Origin of the sequence: Faecalibacterium sp., assembly GCF_052358865.1 — a bacterium.
In the GTDB taxonomy this organism is placed as follows: Bacteria; Bacillota; Clostridia; order Oscillospirales; family Ruminococcaceae; genus Faecalibacterium; species Faecalibacterium butyricigenerans.
The window spans coordinates 35,857-53,765 of the sequence record NZ_DAWCVJ010000003.1; the positions used below are offsets into that span (position 1 = coordinate 35,857).

The following is a 17,909-nucleotide window of genomic DNA, read 5'->3' on the forward strand; positions in this document are numbered from 1 at the left end:
TTTTCAGCCCAGCAGCTCCAGCACGCCGCTCTTGGGGCGGGCACCGACGGCCTGACGGGTCAGTTTGCCGTTCTCGAACAGCAGCAGGGTGGGGATGCTCATGACGCCGAACTCAGCCGCCAGCTCGGGCTGCTCGTCCACGTTCACCTTGCCCACCTTGACGTCGGTGCGCTCCTCGGCCACCTCGTCCACAATGGGGCTGAGCATCCGGCAGGGGCCGCACCAGCTGGCCCAGAAGTCCAGCAGGACGGGCTGGGCGCTCCGGAGCACCTCAGCGTCGAAGTTTTCTTTCGTGATGGTGATGACTGCCATATTTACTGCCTCCTGAAAGAGTATTTTTTCATCTGACAGGGACAGTATACCCCAAAGCGCGGCGTTTTTCCGTGACCGAATCACAAAAAGCCCGGCACAGGAGGCTTCCTGCGCCGGGCTTCGGAAAAGATAGTCTCAGGCTCAGATGTCCTTCAGGGCATTCTTGCCGGCGACGTAGCCGTAGTAACGAAAAAAGGACTGCCGCACGAGGAAAACCTGTGCGCAGTCCTTTTGTTCATCCGAGAATCTCTTCCCCGCTGGAATTCGTGACGGTCAGCTCCTGCCCGGTCACACTGGTGACGAGGGCGATATAGCTCGTGCCTGCCTTGATGTTCATGGTACGGCCATCGGCGTCGTAGAACAGCAGGGTGTTGTCCTGCCCCTGTGTCCATGTGATGGTCCACAGATGTCCGCCGTTGAGCCAGACGCCGCCGCCCATGCTCAGGTCGAAGTCGTAGGTCCTGCCGTCGTCCCGCAGCGCGGAGGCGCTGAACAGCACCAGCAGATTGTCGAATCCGGCCTGCTGGCCGTTGTTGGCGTCGAGCTGGGGCGTGCCGTCGGCGTGGAGCATCCGGTAAAGGCCGCTGTCCGGGTCGTAGGCGAAGCCGGTGGCGTTGTTGTCGTCAAAGCAGACCCGGACGTTCACGGCGTCCGGCGCGGTGGCATCGGGCAGCTTGCCGTCTTCTTCCTGCGGCAGAAGCGCCGGAACGGTCAGTACGGCGTCTGACCCGGAAGAGGCACTGGCGGCAGCCGCAGACGCAGCACTCGTCACCCGGGACTCGGTCAGGGCGGCGGAGATGCTCAGTGCATCCAGCACCTTGGAGACGGCACTGCCGCTGGTGTACCACAGCGGCGCATTGCTCCACTCGCTGCCACAGTCGAACGCGGTGCGTCCGGCTTCCAGCGCGTCCACGGCGCGGATGGAGTAGTAGTCCAGATAATTCTGGTCGAACTGTCCCCCGCCCCGCTGCACGGGAAGCGGCTGCTGACCCACCAACAGCCGCCAGTAGATGTCCTGTCCGGCAGCCACCGGCCCGACCTTGGGGGTGGTGGCCAGCGCCGGATAGACGAGGCAAAGCTCGGTGGCCATCCCGGCTTCTGTGAGGGCTTCCAGCACTACCGACGCGGAGGAGATGCCCCACTGGGTGGTGGAGGCGGTGCTGTTCTCGATGGTCACGGCCACCGGGCGCTGGCCCGGCCATTCCAGCGGATGGCCGGTGAGGGGGTCGGCAGGTGCCAAGGCCTCCGGTTCGCTCTCGCTGGGCAGAAAGGCGCAGCCTGCCAGCAGCGCAGCGGCTAAAATGAGGCAGAGCGCGGTTCGAATGCGTTTCATCATCGTGTCCCTCATGGAGCGTTACTGGTAGCTGAAATTGCTTCGCTCGTCCTCGTCCACCAGCGCGAAATAGGTCTTGCCGCGGTTGAGGGTCATTTCCTCGCCGGACTTGGTGTAGAGCTTGAGGGGGTTGGTGGGATAGGTCTTTTCCCAGCGGCCCACCTGCACGCCGCCGCGGGTGAAGAGATAGGCCTTTCCGCCCTGAATGTACCGGACCTCCTGCACATCGTGGGAGTCACCTGCGTAGGCGTCCATGTCGGCGAAGCAGACCACGACGTTCTCGAAGGTGAGCTGAGCGCCGGTCAGCTCATCGACGGTGTTCTCGGTGGCCTTTTTGGAGGAATTGTACATCTGCATCGCATAGGTGTGGCTGAACGCGGAATAGCTGAACGAGGTGCGGTAGCTCTCGGAATGCAGGATGGTGAGCTTCTTGGCGGAAGGCTCGCCCGGGAGCTTGTTCACCTCGTCGGTGCGGTAGTCGGCGAAGTGGAAGATGGTGCCCTCGCTGGGAGCGTAGAGGCTGATCTTGGCATCAGAGGCGGCTTTGCAGATCTCCTTGCCGGAGGTGAACTCGGTGTGCTCGTAGGCAACGTCCCGGCCGCGGTTGTTCCGATGAGAGACGATGGGGTGGGTGGGGGTGTTGAAGTAGCTCTTGCCGCCGATGTTCAGCCCGGAGTAGCCGTACACATTGACGAACTGAGTGCAGAAGATACTCTCGCCGTCGTGGTAATAGAGGATGTTCCACGGCATGAGCAGCTGGAGGAACTGGTCGCGGCCCGAGCGGATGGGGCCGACCTCGGGGATGCTGTCAGCGTCGCTGAACACGGCGCACAGGCGGGTGATGCCGCCCTCGACCTTCGCCTCGATGAGCAGGTCGGCGCTGCCGATGCCCCGCTGGGGGCGGGCGTTCTGACGCTGGGAGTTGGCGATGTTGTTCACCATCACGGCCACCGGGCGGCTGTTGGTGCTGCGCTCGATGCCGGTGAGCAGGTCGGCGTCGTAGTCGGGCAGGGCGGAGGGGCCGGGTTCCGGTTGTTCGATCTCGGGCAGCGAGGAGGCGGCCATCTCGCTGGATGCCTCGGACGGGGCTGACGAAGCGGCCGCTTCGCCTTTCCCCAGCAGGCCTTTGAGCAGGCCGGGCAGTCTGCCGCCCAGCGCGGCGCTGCCGGATGCAGAGCAGCCGGTCAGAGCCAGCGCTGCCGCTGCCAGACCGGAAACATGAAGGACGGACCGACGAGAGATCTTCATAATAAAACAGCCTCCTATCAAAAAGCCCCGCCGCATACGGGACGGGGCGGTGCGTTCTGTTTTGATTGTACTGGTTTGCGTCCCATTTGTAAAGAGGGAGTTGCCGCCAGAGCACAGGGCTGGCCCGGAGTCTTTTTATAAAAGAAAGCGGACGGCTCCGCTGTGGGCGGTGCACAGGCCACTTTTTTGCACTTCCCTCTTGCTTTTTGGGCGCGGTTGTGGTATTATTATTCGGCAATATATGCAAAACTGAAAATATGCGCTCGTAGCTCAGCCGGTAGAGCATCTGACTTTTAATCAGAGGGCCAGGGATTCGAGTTCCCTCGAGCGCACCAAGAAAAAACCACGATTGACCGTTGAAAATGCGGTGCAAATCGTGGCTTTTCGTTTTTATATGCTGAAAATGGGCTGGAAAATGTGACAAATCTGAAAATTTTTGTAGTAAATATCCCCAATACCGGGTGTCCAGTATTGAGGGTATTTATCATTTTGCAGCGGCCCCGCTGCTTTCGGGTGTTATGCCCGAACAGGAGAAATAGGAGGAGATCTCTTGGGCGGTTGTGGATCAGATGACCGGGCCAAGAGTGTAAATATCGATGGAACTGTGATAGCCGAGGGTCTCATTTTTGGTCTGCTTGCCGGAGAGCAGGTCGAGAATGGCGGAAAAGGCCTCCTCGCCTACCTCCTCGATGCTCTTTTCGCCGGTGATGATACGGCCGGCGTTGATGTCCATATCGTGCGACATCCGCTCGTAGGTGTTGGGGTTGCCGCACACCTTCAGGACGGGCATGGTAGGAAAGCCCTGCGGCGCGCCGCGGCCGAGGCTCACCACCAAGACCGCTGCCACATTGGGGCTTTTGCCCAGCGAGATGAGCGTTTCGGTGACACGGTCGAGGTCAGGCGGAAGCTGGCAGCAGCCTTGGTGGTGGAAATAGCCCACTGCTCCGGGATGGTCTTGTCTGGGGGGATCTGCGAGAGATAAGCCTCGATCTCTTCTTACGACGGGGCACTGAGACTGCTCACAGATAAAGGCGACGCCCACAGCATGAGCCTCTTCCAAGTCACCGGCAAAGGCAGCTACGACATTCTTTTTTCGCCCAAGGTCACATTCAGGATGAACTGTACATTTTGCCCAGAAGCACCGGCTCTGCGGAGCGGACGATGAGGTCTTTCAGGTCGCTCTTTCGGAAGTGATCGACAAAATGGTTCAGCAGGATGACGAAAGCGCCCGCAAAGGTCGCCGAGATGTTGCCGACGATGATGATGGCAAGGATCAGAATCAGAGTCCAGAGGTTGCGTACCAGCGCCATAAGCTCCCTGCCGAGGCCCATGATGGCAGGAGAGATGATGGTATTCAGCCGCCGGTTGCGCAGGAGGTGGTCGAAGGAGTCCCGGGCGTTTTTCAAACGGCCCTAAGAGAACGATGAAATTTCGGAAGCCGAGAAGTTTCCGCCCGGAAAATTTGTGAAAAATGACCGAGAACCGCCCCGAAAGGGCGCAAATATACCCGATAAATGGCGTTTTAAGAGCAGAAATTTAGTCCAACGTCCAAAATTGAGGTCCGGACGCTTGACAAAGCGGAGATAGGATAGTACACTCAAAAAGAAAATTGATGCATAGCATCTACAAGGTGAAAAAGATTCACAGAAGAACGGGCGTCTCCGAACTGAAAAACGGAAGGAGGCTTGGGGCATGACGCTGTTTTCCTACGAGATTTTCGATGCAGTTGCGCGGCAGGGCAGCTTTAACAAGGCGGCCCAGCAGCTGCACCTGACCCCCTCTGCCATCAGCCACGCCATCGCGGTGATGGAGGCAGAACTGGGCTTTACCTTATTTAACCGCGGCAAAAACGGCGTGACCATGACCAGCTACGGCGCCTCGCTCTACCCGTCCATCCGGGCGGTGCTCAACAGCGACGAAGCCCTGCAGCAGAGCATCGCCCGCCTCAACGGTCTGGAAAAGGGCAAGGTGAAGCTGGGTGCGTTCAACTCGGTCTGCGCCGGTCTGCTGCCCCAGATCCTCAAGAGCTTTATGGCCAGCTTCCCTCAGATCGAGGTGGAGGTCTATCAGGGCACCTACGATGATGTGAAGGAGTGGCTGCGCACCGGTCAGGTGGATCTGGCTTTCCTGTCCGCCACCTGCCGGGAGGAGTTCAACCTGACGGAGCTGTTCCGGGAGCCGCTGCTCTGCATCGTGCCGCAGGACTGGCCCGAGCCGCCAAACGGCATCATGACCCCCGAGCTGATGAACGGCCAGAGCTTCGTTGTCCAGTGCGACGCCACCGACGCCGAGATGCGCCAGTTCCTCAAGAAATATTCCATCTCTACAGAGCGCCGCTGCCATGTCATCGATGACCAGTCCAACATTGCGATGGTGGAAGCGGGCCTTGGCATCTCCATCATGCCCCGGATGCTGCTGCGCAGCTGCACCGCGGCCGTCAAGATTTATCCCATCGAGCCGGAGGAAGACCGCGTGGTGGGTCTGGCGGTCCAGCGCCCCACGGCGATGGCCCCGGCGGTCGAACAGATGTTCCATCACATCGTGGACTTCTGCCACCAGATGGACGCATAGCCTCTTTAAGAATCGTGAGAGAACGGGCCGCAGCACTGCGGTCCGTTTTTTTCATGCAGAACTGTAGAATGATGATTGTATCCGGAGGCAAAATACGGTATACTATAGCAAACCTCAAATAAAATGGAGTTTATCATAACAGCAGGGGGCAAAGAACATGAAACGACGTGATTTCTGCAAAGCGCTGGCTTGCAGTGCCGCTCTTGCGCCCGGGCTGACTCTGCCCCGGGCCGAGGCAGCCGCGAAGAACCAGACGGTGGGCCGCGCGGTGCCGTCGGGAAAATACAGCCTGTCGTTCCGCAGCGAGCTGAGCCAGATGGACATTGAGCACGAATATTACTACAGCGACAGCTTTTTTGCGCACTCGTCCCTCCAGTATGACCACCAGCTGGCGCTGGCCACGCTGGGCATGGTGGGCGCGGCATTCAATACATGGGCCAGCGAGGCGAAATACTGGGCCAACGGGGATGTGGGCCGCGAGAACAGCCTCGACGCGGCCTATACGAAGCTGGGCTACGGCGATGCGAAGTATCGTTACTACGACATCGACGTGGGCAAGGCCGGTGACTTCGTGGGCTGGTCCACCGCCCGCAAGACCATCACCCTGAATGGCAGGCGGACCACCATCGTGGCGCTCATCCTGCGGGGCGGCGGCTATGGCGGCGAGTGGGTGAGCAACCTGCACACCGGCGCAGGCCATGCCCACAGCGGCTTCATCATCCCGGTGAACGAGGTGTTCACCGATTTGAAAAATTATCTGGCCGCAGCCCAGAAGGCGGGTGGACTGGGCCTTGTCAAGCTCTGGATGGGCGGCTACAGCCGGGGCGCTGCGGTGGCGAACCTTCTCGCCGCCCGCCTCAACAAAGAGCTGCCCGGATTGGCGCGGGAGGACGTCTTCGTCTACACCTTTGCCACGCCGGTGGCCCTCGGCCCGCAGGACTACCCCAACCTGCAGCAGGACTACGACAACAACCACAACGCCGACGGCACCCTGAAGGAGAGCTGGGGCGAGAGCAATATCTTCAACATCGTCTCCAGCGGCGACATCGTGCCCTGCCTGATGCCCGAGGAATGGGGCTACCACCGGAACGGCAACGACCGCTTCCTCCCCTCCACCCGGAACGAAGAGGAGCTGAACGACCTCAACGAGATGGGCAGGAACGATTTCGGCCCCGTGCCGCTGGATTTCAGCTGGCTTGCCACCAACGAAGAGACCCACGAGCTTATGCTCAAGATGGAGGAATATTTCATCTCCCGGGAGAACTACCATGAGAACTACGAGGCGGCCCTGATGGACATGATCCAGTGCACCTTCATCCGCTCGGAGGAAGAGGTGACGGAGAACAAGATCCTCGACGACGGCGAGGTCATCCAGCGTCTGCGCACCCTCACCCACCTGAAGAACATGGACTACTGGAAGATCTCCCACGCCGTCTGGGCGGCGTCCACCATGAGTCGTGCCGTCCTCAAGCGGGTCGATACGGGCAGCATCCCCATCCGTGCCCAGCAGATCGTGGTGCCGGTGCTGGCCGTGGGCCTCTGCTATGGCCTTGAGAGCGAGGCGGTGAGCCTCATTGCAAAGTACATCCTGATGTTCGTGTCTATGCGGAGCGCCCCCGACAATGCGATCCGTGCAGCGTTCTGCCACCACTTCGAGAACTACACCGCCCTGATGGAGTATTACGCCCCCTCGGAGCACTGCATGGAAGCCACGACCCGCACCTGAGGCCCGGACAAGAGCAAAACAGAAAAACGGACAACGATTTTGGGTCGCTGTCCGTTTTTTGTTATGCCGAAGTTTCTTCGGCGTCGGTCATGATGAACCAGAACACGGTGCCCCTGCCCACCGTGGAGTGGACGCCGAAGCGGAAGCCGTGCTGCTGGAAGATGGCTTTCGTGATGGAGAGGCCGAGGCCGGTGCCCTGTTTGCCCGCGTCGGAGCGGGAGCGGTAATACCGGTCAAAGATATAGGGCAGGTCTTCCGCCGAGATGCCGGGGCCGTGGTCCTCTACCTCGACGCGCACCCCCTCGGGGCAGCGCAGCGCCCGCAGCACGAAGATGCCGTCCTCGCCGATGTGGTGCATGGCGTTGCCCAGCAGGTTGTGCAGCGCCCGCTGCATCATGTCGGGGTCGGCGCAGACGGGCAGCTCCTCGTCGGGCAGCTCCAGCTTGAGCTGCCAGCCGTTCTGGGCACAGACGGCGTCGTACCGCTCGCTGACCTCGTCGCAGAGCTGGCCCATGTCGAAGTGGACCTTCTCACACTTGAGCGCGCCGCTGGTCACTTTGCTCAGCTCCATGACGCTGGACACAAGGGCTGTCAGGCGGTCGGTCTCGTCCACGATGATGTTCATCTGCTCGTCGCGGTGCTTCTTGTCGTCGCCGGTCAGGTCGCGCACCGTCTCGGCGTAGCCCTTGATGAGGGTCAGCGGGGTGCGCAGGTCGTGCGAGACGTTGGCCAGCAGGTCGCGCTGCATCTGGGAGGCGTGCTGGACCTCCTTCGCCATGTGGTTGAACTCCTGTGCCAGATCGCCCAGCTCGTCGTTCCGCACCGAGTCCACATGGACGGCGTAGTTGCCCTGTGCCACCTGCCGTGCGGCCCCGGAGAGGGCGCGCAGAGGCTTTGTGAACCATTCGCTGAAGAGCCACGCCGCCGACATGGAGAAGGCGAAGATGAGGGCTGCAGCCAGCGGCAGGACAGTGCTCAGCACCTTGCCGGCCTCAGCGACGTGCATGAGGCTGGTGGTGACCAGAACGGTGTAATTTCCGTCGGCGGTCATCCGCCCCACCATCAGCTGCACCGAGCCGGAGGGCGAAGGGGGATTGATCTTCCGCACCACCGCGCCGCCGCTCTCCCGGCAGAGCTGGCGCATGGCGCGGGCCGTGGTGTAGGCCGCCTTCTCGTCGGAGGAGTCGGTGGGGCGGGTGCGGTGGAGGTTACAGTAGGAGAGGTTGTCCACCTTGAAGATCTGCCGCAGGGTGGTGTCGGAGATGTCGATGCAGAAGCTGCTCATCCCGCCCGTCTCGAAGATGTCGTCCCGCAGCGAGTTGAAGAAGGTGTTGTTGACGTAGAGCTGGCTGCCGAAGGCCCAGTAGGACAGCGTCTCGCCCCGCTCGATGGCTTCATCCATCCGGGCGACGATGGCCTCGGCCTGCTCGGTGAGCTGCTTCTGGATATGGGTGGTGTAGAGAGGCTCCAGCAGCTGGGTGCTCAGGAACCAGAACAGCCCCACCAGCAGGAAGCAGATGAAGCAGAGAAAGCCCATGAGCTGGCCCCGGATGCCGATGGTGCGCCGTGTCTTGCTCGTTTGCCGCATGAAGAGCAGAACCTCCGCTTAACGCGCCGCGTCGGGGTCGAACTTATAGCCGATGCCCCAGACCGTGGCGATGTAGCTGCGGCACTTGCCCAGATGTCCCCGCAGCATCTTGACGTGGGTGTCCACGGTGCGGTCCTCGCCGAAGTAGTCGTAGTTCCACACCTTCTGCAGGATCTTCTCCCGGCTCAGGGCGATGCCCTTGTTGGAGGCGAGGAAGACCAGCAGGTCGAACTCCTTGGGGGTCAGGCTCACTTCCTCGCCGGAGACCTTGACGGTGTGGCTGGCCGTGTCGATGGACAGCTCGCCGAAGGTCATGGTGCTGTCGGAAGCCTCTGTGCGGGGCATGGTGCGGTTGAGCACGGCCCGGACGCGGGCTACCAGCTCCCGGGGGGAGAAAGGCTTGACCACATAGTCGTCGGCACCGCCCTCGAGGCCCGCCAGCTTGTCGTACTCCTCGCCGCGGGCGGTCAGGATGATGACGGGGGTGTTGATGCGGCGGGTGCGCATCTCCCGCAGGCAGGTCATGCCGTCCATGAAGGGCATCATCAGATCGAGGATGACCAGATCATAACCGCCGCCGGACAGCAGGGACAGGGCGGCAGAGCCGTCGCCGGCCTCCTCGCAGGTGTAGCCCGAATATTGCAGATTCTCCCGGATCAGCTCCCGGATGCGCGGCTCATCGTCAACGATCAGAATTTTTGCCATAAGGCATTCCTCCTCATAAGCTTATATCTCTCAAAGCGCCGGGACGGCTCAGATGCAGCCCGGCGGAACTGGATACGAAGTCTGATTCTATCATACCCTATCAATTAGGAATTTCTGTGAATTTTGGGTAGATTTTTTGGGAAAACATCCCAGCCTGGGCATAAGGGGCGTGTCAAGTCCAGCACCGTCTTGGAAAAAAAAACGAAGTGTGCTATACTACAATGATAAAAGCAACACCAAAAATCTGACACAGCAAAGGAAAACTGTTCATGCGCATTGGATTTGTAGAGCTGGTACTGCTCCTCTTCATCGCATCCCTCACGGTGGGGCCGAACGTGGCCCTTTTCGTAGACCGGTGGCTCCGCCGCGCCCAGCGCACCTCGGCGGCAGCGGCCCGCCGGAAAGCCCAGCTGGAAGCACAGGCCGCCATCGAGCGGGAGGCTCTGCTGACCCGTTTCCGGGTGGCCAGCAATGTCTTTGCCCTGCTGCTGCTGGCGGCGCTGGCCTACGGCTTGCTGCTGCGGCCCATTGAGACGCCGCCGAAAGCCTACACCGTCCCGGATGTCCGGCAGGACGCCGGCGCGGCCCGGACGGAGCTGTCCGCCGACAGCAAAGACGGCTGGAAGCTGGGGGACTATCTGGGCGTGAACTGTGTCCGCACACAGGACGGCCTTGTCTACGCTGCGGCCTACGACGGTGCATCAATGAAAAAGCGGAAAAGCGATCTGGTCCGCACCGACGGCGGGCACGATGCGGCCATCCTGTCCGTGGAGGGGGAGCTGACAGGTTTTGCCTTTGACGGAAACGGGGATCTGTGGCTGACGGTCGTGACGCCCACCGGCGGGACCCTCTGCCGTGCCCGGCATGACAGCTGGGGCACCTCGGTGGAGCCGGTGGTCACCCAGCTGGACGGCGCACCGCTGGGTGCGCTGTCGGCGGTGGAGGTCGGCCCGGACGGAAAAGTCTATTTTGCCGCCGCGGCGGAGACCAGCGTGAAAAACGGGCTGGAAGGTGCGCTGCGCACCGAGCTTCTGGCCCACACCGGCACGGGCTGGGTCTACGTCTACGACCCGGCCGACCGTTCGGTGCAGCGGGTGCTGGGGGGCATCGCGGGCGCGTCGGGGCTGGCCCTCTCGGAGGACGGCAGGACGCTCTATGTCTCCGACCTCGGCAGCCGCTGCGTCTGGGCCGTGGACGCCGACGCCCGGGAGCTGACTGCCGGGGGGAAGAACTGCAAAAGCTTCCTTTCCGGCCTGCCGGGCTACCCCGGCGCACTGGCGCTGGACGAGGACGGCATCCTCTACGTCAGCTACCGCTGGGCGCGCAGCAACTGGCTGGAAAAGAACGCGGACCGCACCCTGCTGCGGAGCATCGCTCTGCGGGCCGGTGAAAATATGCAGCAGAAGCTGTTCGGCCTGTCGGCGGACGCGCCCTGCGCTGAGGCGGTGGATACGGCGGACGGCAGCTGGGAGCGGACCTTCACGGGCCGGGAGATGGACGGCTGTACCGCAGTCTGCCCGGCGGGCAGCAAAGTGTATTTCGGTGCGGCAGGCTCTGCCGGCCTGCTGTCGGCAAGAGTGTAAACGAGGTGTTATTTATGACGGAAGAGTTCAAAAAGCAGATCGAAAACGAGGCGCGGCAGGCTGTGACCGAGCTGCTGGCGCAGGCAAAGCTGAAAAAGGGGGATGTCTTTGTGGTGGGCTGCTCGTCCAGCGAGATCGTCGGCGGGCACATCGGCAAGGATTCCAGCCTTGAGGCTGCGCAGGCGGTCTACGCGGGCATTGCGCCGGTGCTGGCCGAAAATGGGATCTGGCTGGCGGCACAGTGCTGTGAGCACCTCAACCGGGCCATCATCCTCGAGCGGGAGGCCGCCGGGAAATACGGCTGGGAGGAGGTCTGCGTCGTGCCCCGCCCCCACGCGGGCGGCAGCTGGGCCACCACCTGCTGGAAGCAGTTCCGTGACCCCATCGCCGTCGAAGAGATCCGTGCCCACGCCGGAATCGACATCGGCGGCACCCTCATCGGGATGCATCTGCGCCGGGTGGCCGTGCCGGTGCGGCTGAGCCTTTCAAAGATCGGCGAAGCGAATATTCTCTGCGCTCGCACCCGCCCGAAGCTCATCGGCGGCGAGCGCGCAAAATATACCGAGGAGGATTGAGCTTTATGGCAGAAAAGAATCTGGACGAGATGCGGGAGGCCGTAGAGGCCATCCGGGAAAAGATGGCCGTTGCGGCCCGGGAGGCGGGCCGCGACCCCGCCGGGGTGCAGCTCTGTGCGGCCTGCAAGACCCGCACCGCCGACACCGTCGCCGCCAGCGCGGCCCTTGCCATCGACGTCTTTGGCGAAAACCATGTGCAGGAGCTTTGCGCAAACTTCGACGCCGGAGCCTACTGCGGCAAGCCCTGCCACTTCATCGGCCATTTGCAGACCAATAAGATCAAGAAGGTGCTGGGCCGGGCCAGCCTCATCCAGAGCGTGGACAGCGAGCACCTGCTGACCGCCATCGAGAAGGAGGCGGCCAAGGCCGGTATCGTGCAGGATGTGCTGCTGGAGGTGAACATCGGCGGTGAGGCGTCGAAGTCGGGCGTCTCGCCGGAGCAGCTCTGGCCCCTGCTGGACGCTGCCGCCGCCGAAGAGCACATCCGGGTCAAGGGCCTGATGGCCATTCCCCCGGTCAACGACGACGATGCCCAGAACCGCCGGTATCTGGCCGAGGTGTACCGGCTGTTCGTGCAGGCCGGAGAGCGCGGCTACGCCAACGTGAAGATGGAGACCCTCTCCATGGGCATGAGCGGCGATTTCGAGAATGCCATCCGCGAGGGCGCGACCCTCGTGCGCATCGGCACGGCCATCTACGGCGAGAGAGATTATTCGAAGAAGTAACCTCTCAGTCTCGCTTCGCTCGACAGCTCCCCTATCGAGGGGAGCCTCTGGCGAAGAGGTGAAGCTTTACGGAATGCCAAAGCCTCCCCTCGTTAGGGGAGGTGGCACGCCGCAGGCGTGACGGAGAGGTTTAAACCCAGAAACTTAAAATTGGAGGAACCATGCAAAACGTCAAAGACCCCGCAGCGCGGCATACCAGCAGCGGCGCACTCATCCGGCGCTTCCTGCCCTATCTGGCAAAGTACAAAATGACCCTGTTCATCGACCTGTTCTGTGCGGCGATGACCACCCTGTGCGATATCATCCTGCCCAAGATCATGAGCACCATCACCAACTCCGCCATGGGCGTGGGCATCACCCTCACGGCGGGCATCGTGCTCAAGCTGGCGGCGGTGTACTTCGTGCTCCGCATCATCGACGGCGCAGCGCAGTATTTCATGTCCGGCATCGGCCACATCATGGGCGTCCACATCGAGACGGATATGCGCCGGGACGCCTTCGACCACCTGCTCAAGCTCGACCACACCTACTACAACAACACCAAGGTCGGCACCATCATGGGCCGCATCACCAACGACCTGTTCGATGTGACCGAGTTCGCCCACCACTGCCCCGAGGAATTTTTTATCGCGGGCATCAAAATTATAGCCTCCTTCCTCATCCTGTGTCAGGCCAGCGTGCCCCTGACGCTGGCGGTGTTCGCCTGCGTGCCCCTGATGGGCATCGTGTCTGTCAAGCTGAACCAGCGCCTGCGCGCCCGGTTCCGCCAGCAGCGCATCCAAATCGGTGAGCTGAACGCCACCATCGAGGACAGCCTGCTGGGGCAGGGCGTCGTGAAGGCCTTCGCCGCCGAGGACGAGGAGCGGGAGAAATTCGCCAAGGGCAACAAGGATTTTGAACACATCAAGACGCTGGGCTACTACGCGATGGCGGCCTTCAACACCTCCACCCGCCTGTTCGACGGTCTGATGTATCTGGTGGTCATCCTTGCAGGCGGCCTGTCGCTGGTCTATGGGAAGATCACCGCCGGCGATCTCGTGGCCTATATGCTCTATGTCACCACCCTCATCGCCACCATCCGCCGCATCGTGGAGTTCGCCGAGCAGTTCCAGCGGGGCATGACCGGCATCGAGCGCTTTGCGGAGATCATGGACACCCCCGTCACCATCAAGGACGCCGAGGATGCCAAGCCCCTGCAGCCCGGCCCGGGCGCCATCCGGTTCGAGGACGTCAGCTTCGAGTACCCCGACGACCACAACAAGGTGCTGCACCATGTCAGCCTCGACATCCGGGCCGGAGAGCGTCTGGCGCTGGTCGGACCCTCCGGCGGCGGCAAGACGACCCTGTGCAACCTCATCCCCCGCTTCTACGAGGTGACGGGAGGCCGCATCCTCATCGACGGGCAGGACATCCAGCACGTCACCCTCAAGAGCCTGCGGGAGGACATCGGCATCGTCCAGCAGGAGGTCTACCTCTTCAGCGGCTCTGTGGCGGACAACATCGCTTACGGCAAGCCCGGCGCGACCCGGGAGGAGATCATCGAGGCGGCCCGTCTGGCGGGCGCAGAGCGGTTTATCCGCGCCCTGAAGGACGGTTTCGACACCTATGTCGGCGAGCGCGGCGTCAAGCTCTCGGGCGGTCAGAAGCAGCGCATCGCCATCGCCCGGGTCTTCCTGAAGAACCCGCCCATCCTCATCCTCGACGAGGCCACCAGCGCCCTCGACAACGAGAGCGAGATCCTGGTGGGCCAGAGCCTCGAGAAGCTGGCCCATGGCCGCACTACCCTGACCATCGCCCACCGCCTGACCACCATCAAGGACTACGACCGTATCCTCGTGCTGGGCGCGGAGGGCATCGAAGAGTCCGGCACCCACGACGAGCTGCTGGCCAAGAAGGGCGTCTACTACCGCCTGTGGAACCAGCTGCCGGGGGAAGACACGTTATAATTTTTCCATAAAAACAAGGGGCTGCTTGCAGCAGCCCCTTGTTTTTTTATAGTGAGAAATATCAGTCGCCCACGATGAGCCGCACTGCGCCGTAGATGCCGGCGTCGTTGCCAAGGCTTGCGGCCTTGATGGGCGTCTCGCGGCAGGACTTGAAGGCGTAGGTCTTGTAGTGCTCCACCAGCGGGTCAAAGAGGACGTCGCCTGCGCGGGACACGCCGCCGCCCACAAGGAACATCTCGGGGTCGGTGGTGGCAGCGATGGTGGCCAGAGCCATGCCGAGGGTGTCAGTCATCTCGTCCACCTCGCGGGCGGCGAGAGCGTCGCCATTGCGGGCGGCGTCAAAGACGTCCTTGGCCTCAAAATCTCTGCCGCGCAGGACGCAGTCAGCGTCGGGGTTCTCGTCCAGCAGCTTCTTCATGCAGCGGACGACGCCGGTGGCGCTGGAATACTGCTCGAGGCAGCCGTGCTTGCCGCAGCCGCAGGTGGCCGTCTCGTGGCGGTTGACGGTGATGTGGCCGATCTCGCCGCCAGCGCCGTGTGCGCCGTCGATGACCTTGCCGTTGACGATGACGCCGCCGCCCACGCCGGTGCCCAGCGTGACCATGACGGCGCTGCGGCAGCCCTTGGCCGTGCCCATCCAGATCTCACCCAGAGCGGCGACGTTGGCGTCGTTGCCCACCAAGACCTTCATGCCATCCAGCAGGCCGGACAGCTGGGCCGAGACGTTCCGTTCGCCCCAGCCGCCGAGGTTGGCGCAGATGATGGGGACGATGCGGCTGTCCAGCACAGGGCCGGGCACGCCGATGCCGACGCCCTCCACCTGCTCGGAGGGGATCTCCTTCTCGGCCATCTTGGCGTGGATGGCGTCGGCCAGATTTTCGAGGATGTGCTCACCGGCGTTCGAGGTGTCGGTGGGGACTTCCCACTTTTCCAGCAGTGCGCCCGAGGTGGTGAACAGGCCGACCTTGGCGGTCGTGCCGCCGAGGTCGATGCCGAATGCGTATTCTTTCATGATTCATTTACCCCTTTTTCTGCGGCGGTCGTCCGCCGTTTTTAGCTGACAACAGTATAACATACTCCGGCCCAAAAGAGCAGAGGGCAGGCCGGATTTTATGCAATCGGACGGAAATGGACTGCGATTTTTGGCGAAATCGCAGAAAGGAAGCGCGGATGCAAAAACTCCCCGCCATGCACGCTGCACAGCGGGGAGAAAGAGGGAGGAAGGGGCAGAGTTCAGAGAGCTGAGTAGCCGAAGCTGTTCACCAGCGCGTCGATGTGCTGGCCCGCCTTGCACATGGGGCAGTCGCGGCTGTCGAAGCTGGCGTAATCGGGCAGGCTGGAGGGGTCGAAGATGGATGTGACCGGGATGCCCAGACACTCGTGGGTGGTGGCAAAGATGGCCGACAGGCCCGCCACAGTGCCGCCGTAGTAGTTGACGGCCTCGATGGCCGCCTGCGCGGTGTAGCCGGTAGTGATGGAGGCGGCCAGAATGAGGACGTGCTTGCCCTTGACCATCGGGGCGAGGTTGTCGCGGAGGATGATCTGGCTGCCGCTGGCGTACTCAGGGGTGATGACGTAGATGGTCTGGTGGGCGTTCATGTTGGCGAAGCCGTCTTTGGTCAGCTCGTTGGCCAGACAGGTGCCGATGACCTGCGTGCCGTCCAGACAGAGCACGGTGTCCACGATGGTGCTGTGCTGATAGGCGGCCACCAGCTCCTTGGCGACGGCCTTGGCCTCCGAGAGGCGGGCTTTCTGGGTGGTGACGTCGATGTAGTAGTTGATGTGGCTGTGGCTGGTGGCGAAGTGGCCCTTTGCCACGCGCAGGAACAGACTGCTCTTGTTGGTGGGAAGTTTTACCATATTGATCATAAACTGCACACTCCTGTTCTTGTGAAATCAGGCAGGACGCCCATCCCTCAAAAGGAAACAGCGCGGCGGCACTTGACCGGCCGCTGCGCTCCCCGGTTGGTATGTCCCTATTGTAGCAGGAAAAGCCCCCTGTGCACAAGACATAAAACTGCTAAAATTCTTTGCCCTGAATTTAGCATATCGACGAAACAGGGCGAACAAAAACGCCCAAGGCGTGAGCCTTGGGCGCGGAGTGCAGAAATAAGAAATTATCCGAAGGTAACCTTGCCAGTATTGCTATCGACCTTGGCGGTCATCTTCCAAGTGCAGAAAGCACGGGTATAGCCGCTGTTGCCGCTGCTGGCCTGAATACGGGGCCAGTACTTGAACTCGACCTTGTCGCCATCCTTAAGAGTAACGCCGGTAACAGTAATATCGAAATCCTGTTCACCGTCATCAGTCGTCAAATCGAACTTTCCGCCAGAAGAGCCTGCACCCTGACGCTTGACAGTGATGGCATTGTCCAGATAGTCCACGTCATCCTTGCTCTTGCCAGTGCTGTTTACAGTAAGCTCGAAGTTACCCCTAGTCACGCAAAGAGGAACCTTGTCCGTAGTGCACTTAATGTTGATGGTGGTCTTGAAAGTACCGTTATCGAATGTGGGCGCATCCTTCATCTTGAAGGTGCCCATCAGCTTCAGGGTGCTGCCGATTTTACCGGTCTTCTGGTACTCATCCTCACCACAGCCGGTCAGCAGGCTGGAACCAGCTACAGCCACAGCAGCGGCGGCGCTGTACTTCAGGAAAGAGCGGCGATTGAATTCTAAGGACATGATCGTTCCTCCTTTATGTAGAAACACAGAAATCATTGTACTGCCCCGAAGGGCGTCTTGCCTATACAATAGGCGAAAAATGAGCAGATGTCAATGGTTTTCACAAAATTTTGTGGGGAAAGATCTGCCCGTGGGACGGAATTTCGTCCGGGAAAAACGCCTTTAGGCCTGTGCAATATCGGAAGAGCTGAGGGTGAAGGTCAGGCTCTTGTTGGCCACGAAGGTGGGGACGAAGGTGACGTTCAGCTTCTGCCAGCCGGTGGGGACGCAGCAGATCAGCTCAATGTAGCCGGAACCCTGCGGGGGCAGGTTGGTGGACTCAGAGAAGCTCTGGGCGTCAGCGTTGTAGAGCTGGATGTAAGCGCCCACCTCGGCCTCGGCACCGTCACAGGTGGCGGTGAAGTCGGTGGTGGAGGCAGCCAGAGCGTGGAAATACTGGCGGGCGACGTCGATCTTGGTGGCCTCATTGTCCAGAGGGTAGGCCGCATCCAGCTCGGCGAGGTTCTGTGCGCCGATGTTGAAGGTGGTCGCGCCGGAGCGGTTGACCGCAGTGATGAGGACGGCGACGTACTCGTGGTCGGGCAGGTCGGGGGTGGTGCTCATGGTGAAGACGCTGGTGAGCTGGACGCCCAGATTGTTCCAGTTGCTGACCTTATCGCCCACCTTGACCTCGATGGCGTCGCTGGTGCTGGAGCCGCAGCCGCCCAGCATGGCAGCAGCGCCCAGAGCGGCGGCGGAAGCGCCGGTGCACTTGAGGAAGGTGCGGCGGGAAATCTTATTGGACATGGATGTGTCCCTCCTTGAAATCGTTTTATGAATAAAAAAGCACGATGAAAATGTTCTGTCTTGTTTATAACATTTTTTGCACGCAGATGCAAGCAAAACAGAGCAGAATTTACACTAGTTTCACAGAGAG

Annotated in this window: 17 protein-coding genes and 1 tRNA gene; 7 read left to right on the top strand and 11 right to left on the bottom strand. The window is 61.3% G+C overall.

Annotated elements, in window-relative coordinates:
* Positions 1-3 precede the first annotated feature (3 nt).
* The 3 genes from trxA to ACT8X9_RS01075 form a co-directional block, all read right to left on the bottom strand.
* Complete coding sequence (gene trxA, locus ACT8X9_RS01065; protein WP_249233989.1) at positions 4-312, bottom strand: thioredoxin; 309 nt, start codon at positions 310-312, stop codon at positions 4-6.
* A 235-nt stretch (positions 313-547) separates the two neighbouring features.
* Positions 548-1,645 carry a DUF3048 domain-containing protein gene (locus tag ACT8X9_RS01070; protein ID WP_444267834.1) on the bottom strand — a complete coding sequence of 366 codons (1,098 nt, stop codon included), beginning with the start codon at positions 1,643-1,645 and terminating at the stop codon, positions 548-550.
* Between the two features lie 21 nt (positions 1,646-1,666).
* The gene (locus tag ACT8X9_RS01075; RefSeq protein ID WP_412588854.1) at positions 1,667-2,893 is read right to left on the bottom strand and encodes a DUF3048 domain-containing protein; all 1,227 of its coding nucleotides are present in this window, start codon (positions 2,891-2,893) and stop codon (positions 1,667-1,669) included.
* Between the two features lie 259 nt (positions 2,894-3,152).
* On the opposite strand from ACT8X9_RS01075, the gene ACT8X9_RS01080 reads away from it, so the two are divergent.
* Positions 3,153-3,228 (top strand) — tRNA-Lys (locus tag ACT8X9_RS01080).
* A 230-nt stretch (positions 3,229-3,458) separates the two neighbouring features.
* Here the strand turns inward: ACT8X9_RS01080 and ACT8X9_RS01085 are convergent.
* Both ACT8X9_RS01085 and ACT8X9_RS01090 read right to left on the bottom strand, forming a co-directional pair.
* Complete coding sequence (locus tag ACT8X9_RS01085; protein ID WP_444267835.1) at positions 3,459-3,833, bottom strand: UxaA family hydrolase; 375 nt, start codon at positions 3,831-3,833, stop codon at positions 3,459-3,461.
* Positions 3,834-4,002: 169 nt separating this feature from the next.
* Complete coding sequence (locus ACT8X9_RS01090) at positions 4,003-4,299, bottom strand: hypothetical protein (protein ID WP_444267836.1); 297 nt, start codon at positions 4,297-4,299, stop codon at positions 4,003-4,005.
* A gap of 286 nt (positions 4,300-4,585) precedes the next feature.
* Here ACT8X9_RS01090 and ACT8X9_RS01095 point away from each other — a divergent pair, with 286 nt between their 5' ends.
* Positions 4,586-5,464, top strand: coding sequence for a LysR family transcriptional regulator (locus ACT8X9_RS01095; RefSeq protein ID WP_444267837.1), 879 nt, complete (start codon positions 4,586-4,588; stop codon positions 5,462-5,464).
* 157 nt (positions 5,465-5,621) lie between these two features.
* Entirely contained in the window at positions 5,622-7,190 is a 1,569-nt protein-coding gene (locus ACT8X9_RS01100; protein ID WP_444267838.1) for a lipase family protein, read from the top strand.
* Positions 7,191-7,251: 61 nt separating this feature from the next.
* On the opposite strand, the gene ACT8X9_RS01105 is transcribed toward ACT8X9_RS01100, so the two are convergent.
* Together ACT8X9_RS01105 and ACT8X9_RS01110 are read right to left on the bottom strand one after the other, a co-directional pair.
* The gene (locus tag ACT8X9_RS01105) at positions 7,252-8,778 is read right to left on the bottom strand and encodes a sensor histidine kinase (RefSeq protein ID WP_444267839.1); all 1,527 of its coding nucleotides are present in this window, start codon (positions 8,776-8,778) and stop codon (positions 7,252-7,254) included.
* Positions 8,779-8,796: 18 nt separating this feature from the next.
* Positions 8,797-9,483, bottom strand: coding sequence for a response regulator transcription factor (locus tag ACT8X9_RS01110; protein ID WP_227620687.1), 687 nt, complete (start codon positions 9,481-9,483; stop codon positions 8,797-8,799).
* A 269-nt stretch (positions 9,484-9,752) separates the two neighbouring features.
* Here ACT8X9_RS01110 and ACT8X9_RS01115 point away from each other — a divergent pair, with 269 nt between their 5' ends.
* From ACT8X9_RS01115 to ACT8X9_RS01130, 4 genes are all read left to right on the top strand, one after another.
* Complete coding sequence (locus ACT8X9_RS01115; RefSeq protein ID WP_444267840.1) at positions 9,753-11,066, top strand: SMP-30/gluconolactonase/LRE family protein; 1,314 nt, start codon at positions 9,753-9,755, stop codon at positions 11,064-11,066.
* A 14-nt stretch (positions 11,067-11,080) separates the two neighbouring features.
* Positions 11,081-11,641, top strand: a complete 561-nt coding sequence (locus tag ACT8X9_RS01120; RefSeq protein WP_227620689.1) for a TIGR01440 family protein — start codon at positions 11,081-11,083, stop codon at positions 11,639-11,641.
* A 5-nt stretch (positions 11,642-11,646) separates the two neighbouring features.
* Positions 11,647-12,366 carry a YggS family pyridoxal phosphate-dependent enzyme gene (locus ACT8X9_RS01125; RefSeq protein WP_444267841.1) on the top strand — a complete coding sequence of 240 codons (720 nt, stop codon included), beginning with the start codon at positions 11,647-11,649 and terminating at the stop codon, positions 12,364-12,366.
* 161 nt (positions 12,367-12,527) lie between these two features.
* Entirely contained in the window at positions 12,528-14,312 is a 1,785-nt protein-coding gene (locus tag ACT8X9_RS01130) for an ABC transporter ATP-binding protein (RefSeq protein ID WP_249233999.1), read from the top strand.
* A gap of 61 nt (positions 14,313-14,373) precedes the next feature.
* On the opposite strand, the gene ACT8X9_RS01135 is transcribed toward ACT8X9_RS01130, so the two are convergent.
* The 4 genes from ACT8X9_RS01135 to ACT8X9_RS01150 form a co-directional block, all read right to left on the bottom strand.
* On the bottom strand, positions 14,374-15,324 hold the full coding sequence (locus ACT8X9_RS01135; RefSeq protein WP_444267842.1) for an ROK family glucokinase: 951 nt from the start codon (positions 15,322-15,324) through the stop codon (positions 14,374-14,376).
* A 221-nt stretch (positions 15,325-15,545) separates the two neighbouring features.
* Positions 15,546-16,181, bottom strand: coding sequence for a phosphoribosyltransferase (locus ACT8X9_RS01140; RefSeq protein ID WP_444267843.1), 636 nt, complete (start codon positions 16,179-16,181; stop codon positions 15,546-15,548).
* 248 nt (positions 16,182-16,429) lie between these two features.
* Positions 16,430-16,993: a twin-arginine translocation signal domain-containing protein gene (locus tag ACT8X9_RS01145; protein ID WP_444267844.1), complete on the bottom strand. Its 564-nt coding sequence runs from the start codon at positions 16,991-16,993 to the stop codon at positions 16,430-16,432.
* 162 nt (positions 16,994-17,155) lie between these two features.
* Positions 17,156-17,779, bottom strand: a complete 624-nt coding sequence (locus ACT8X9_RS01150) for a twin-arginine translocation signal domain-containing protein (protein WP_227620695.1) — start codon at positions 17,777-17,779, stop codon at positions 17,156-17,158.
* Positions 17,780-17,909: the final 130 nt, after the last annotated feature.

Excerpts from the sequence above, each read along its gene's own strand:
- trxA (WP_249233989.1), bottom strand. The coding sequence starts at position 312 with ATGGCAGTCATCACCATCACGAAAGAAAACTTCGACGCTGAGGTGCTC.
- ACT8X9_RS01070 (WP_444267834.1), bottom strand. The coding sequence starts at position 1,645 with ATGAAACGCATTCGAACCGCGCTCTGCCTCATTTTAGCCGCTGCGCTG.
- ACT8X9_RS01075 (WP_412588854.1), bottom strand. The coding sequence starts at position 2,893 with ATGAAGATCTCTCGTCGGTCCGTCCTTCATGTTTCCGGTCTGGCAGCG.
- ACT8X9_RS01095 (WP_444267837.1), top strand. The coding sequence starts at position 4,586 with ATGACGCTGTTTTCCTACGAGATTTTCGATGCAGTTGCGCGGCAGGGC.
- ACT8X9_RS01100 (WP_444267838.1), top strand. The coding sequence starts at position 5,622 with ATGAAACGACGTGATTTCTGCAAAGCGCTGGCTTGCAGTGCCGCTCTT.
- ACT8X9_RS01105 (WP_444267839.1), bottom strand. The coding sequence starts at position 8,778 with ATGCGGCAAACGAGCAAGACACGGCGCACCATCGGCATCCGGGGCCAG.
- ACT8X9_RS01110 (WP_227620687.1), bottom strand. The coding sequence starts at position 9,483 with ATGGCAAAAATTCTGATCGTTGACGATGAGCCGCGCATCCGGGAGCTG.
- ACT8X9_RS01115 (WP_444267840.1), top strand. The coding sequence starts at position 9,753 with ATGCGCATTGGATTTGTAGAGCTGGTACTGCTCCTCTTCATCGCATCC.
- ACT8X9_RS01120 (WP_227620689.1), top strand. The coding sequence starts at position 11,081 with ATGACGGAAGAGTTCAAAAAGCAGATCGAAAACGAGGCGCGGCAGGCT.
- ACT8X9_RS01125 (WP_444267841.1), top strand. The coding sequence starts at position 11,647 with ATGGCAGAAAAGAATCTGGACGAGATGCGGGAGGCCGTAGAGGCCATC.
- ACT8X9_RS01130 (WP_249233999.1), top strand. The coding sequence starts at position 12,528 with ATGCAAAACGTCAAAGACCCCGCAGCGCGGCATACCAGCAGCGGCGCA.
- ACT8X9_RS01135 (WP_444267842.1), bottom strand. The coding sequence starts at position 15,324 with ATGAAAGAATACGCATTCGGCATCGACCTCGGCGGCACGACCGCCAAG.
- ACT8X9_RS01140 (WP_444267843.1), bottom strand. The coding sequence starts at position 16,181 with ATGATCAATATGGTAAAACTTCCCACCAACAAGAGCAGTCTGTTCCTG.
- ACT8X9_RS01145 (WP_444267844.1), bottom strand. The coding sequence starts at position 16,993 with ATGTCCTTAGAATTCAATCGCCGCTCTTTCCTGAAGTACAGCGCCGCC.
- ACT8X9_RS01150 (WP_227620695.1), bottom strand. The coding sequence starts at position 17,779 with ATGTCCAATAAGATTTCCCGCCGCACCTTCCTCAAGTGCACCGGCGCT.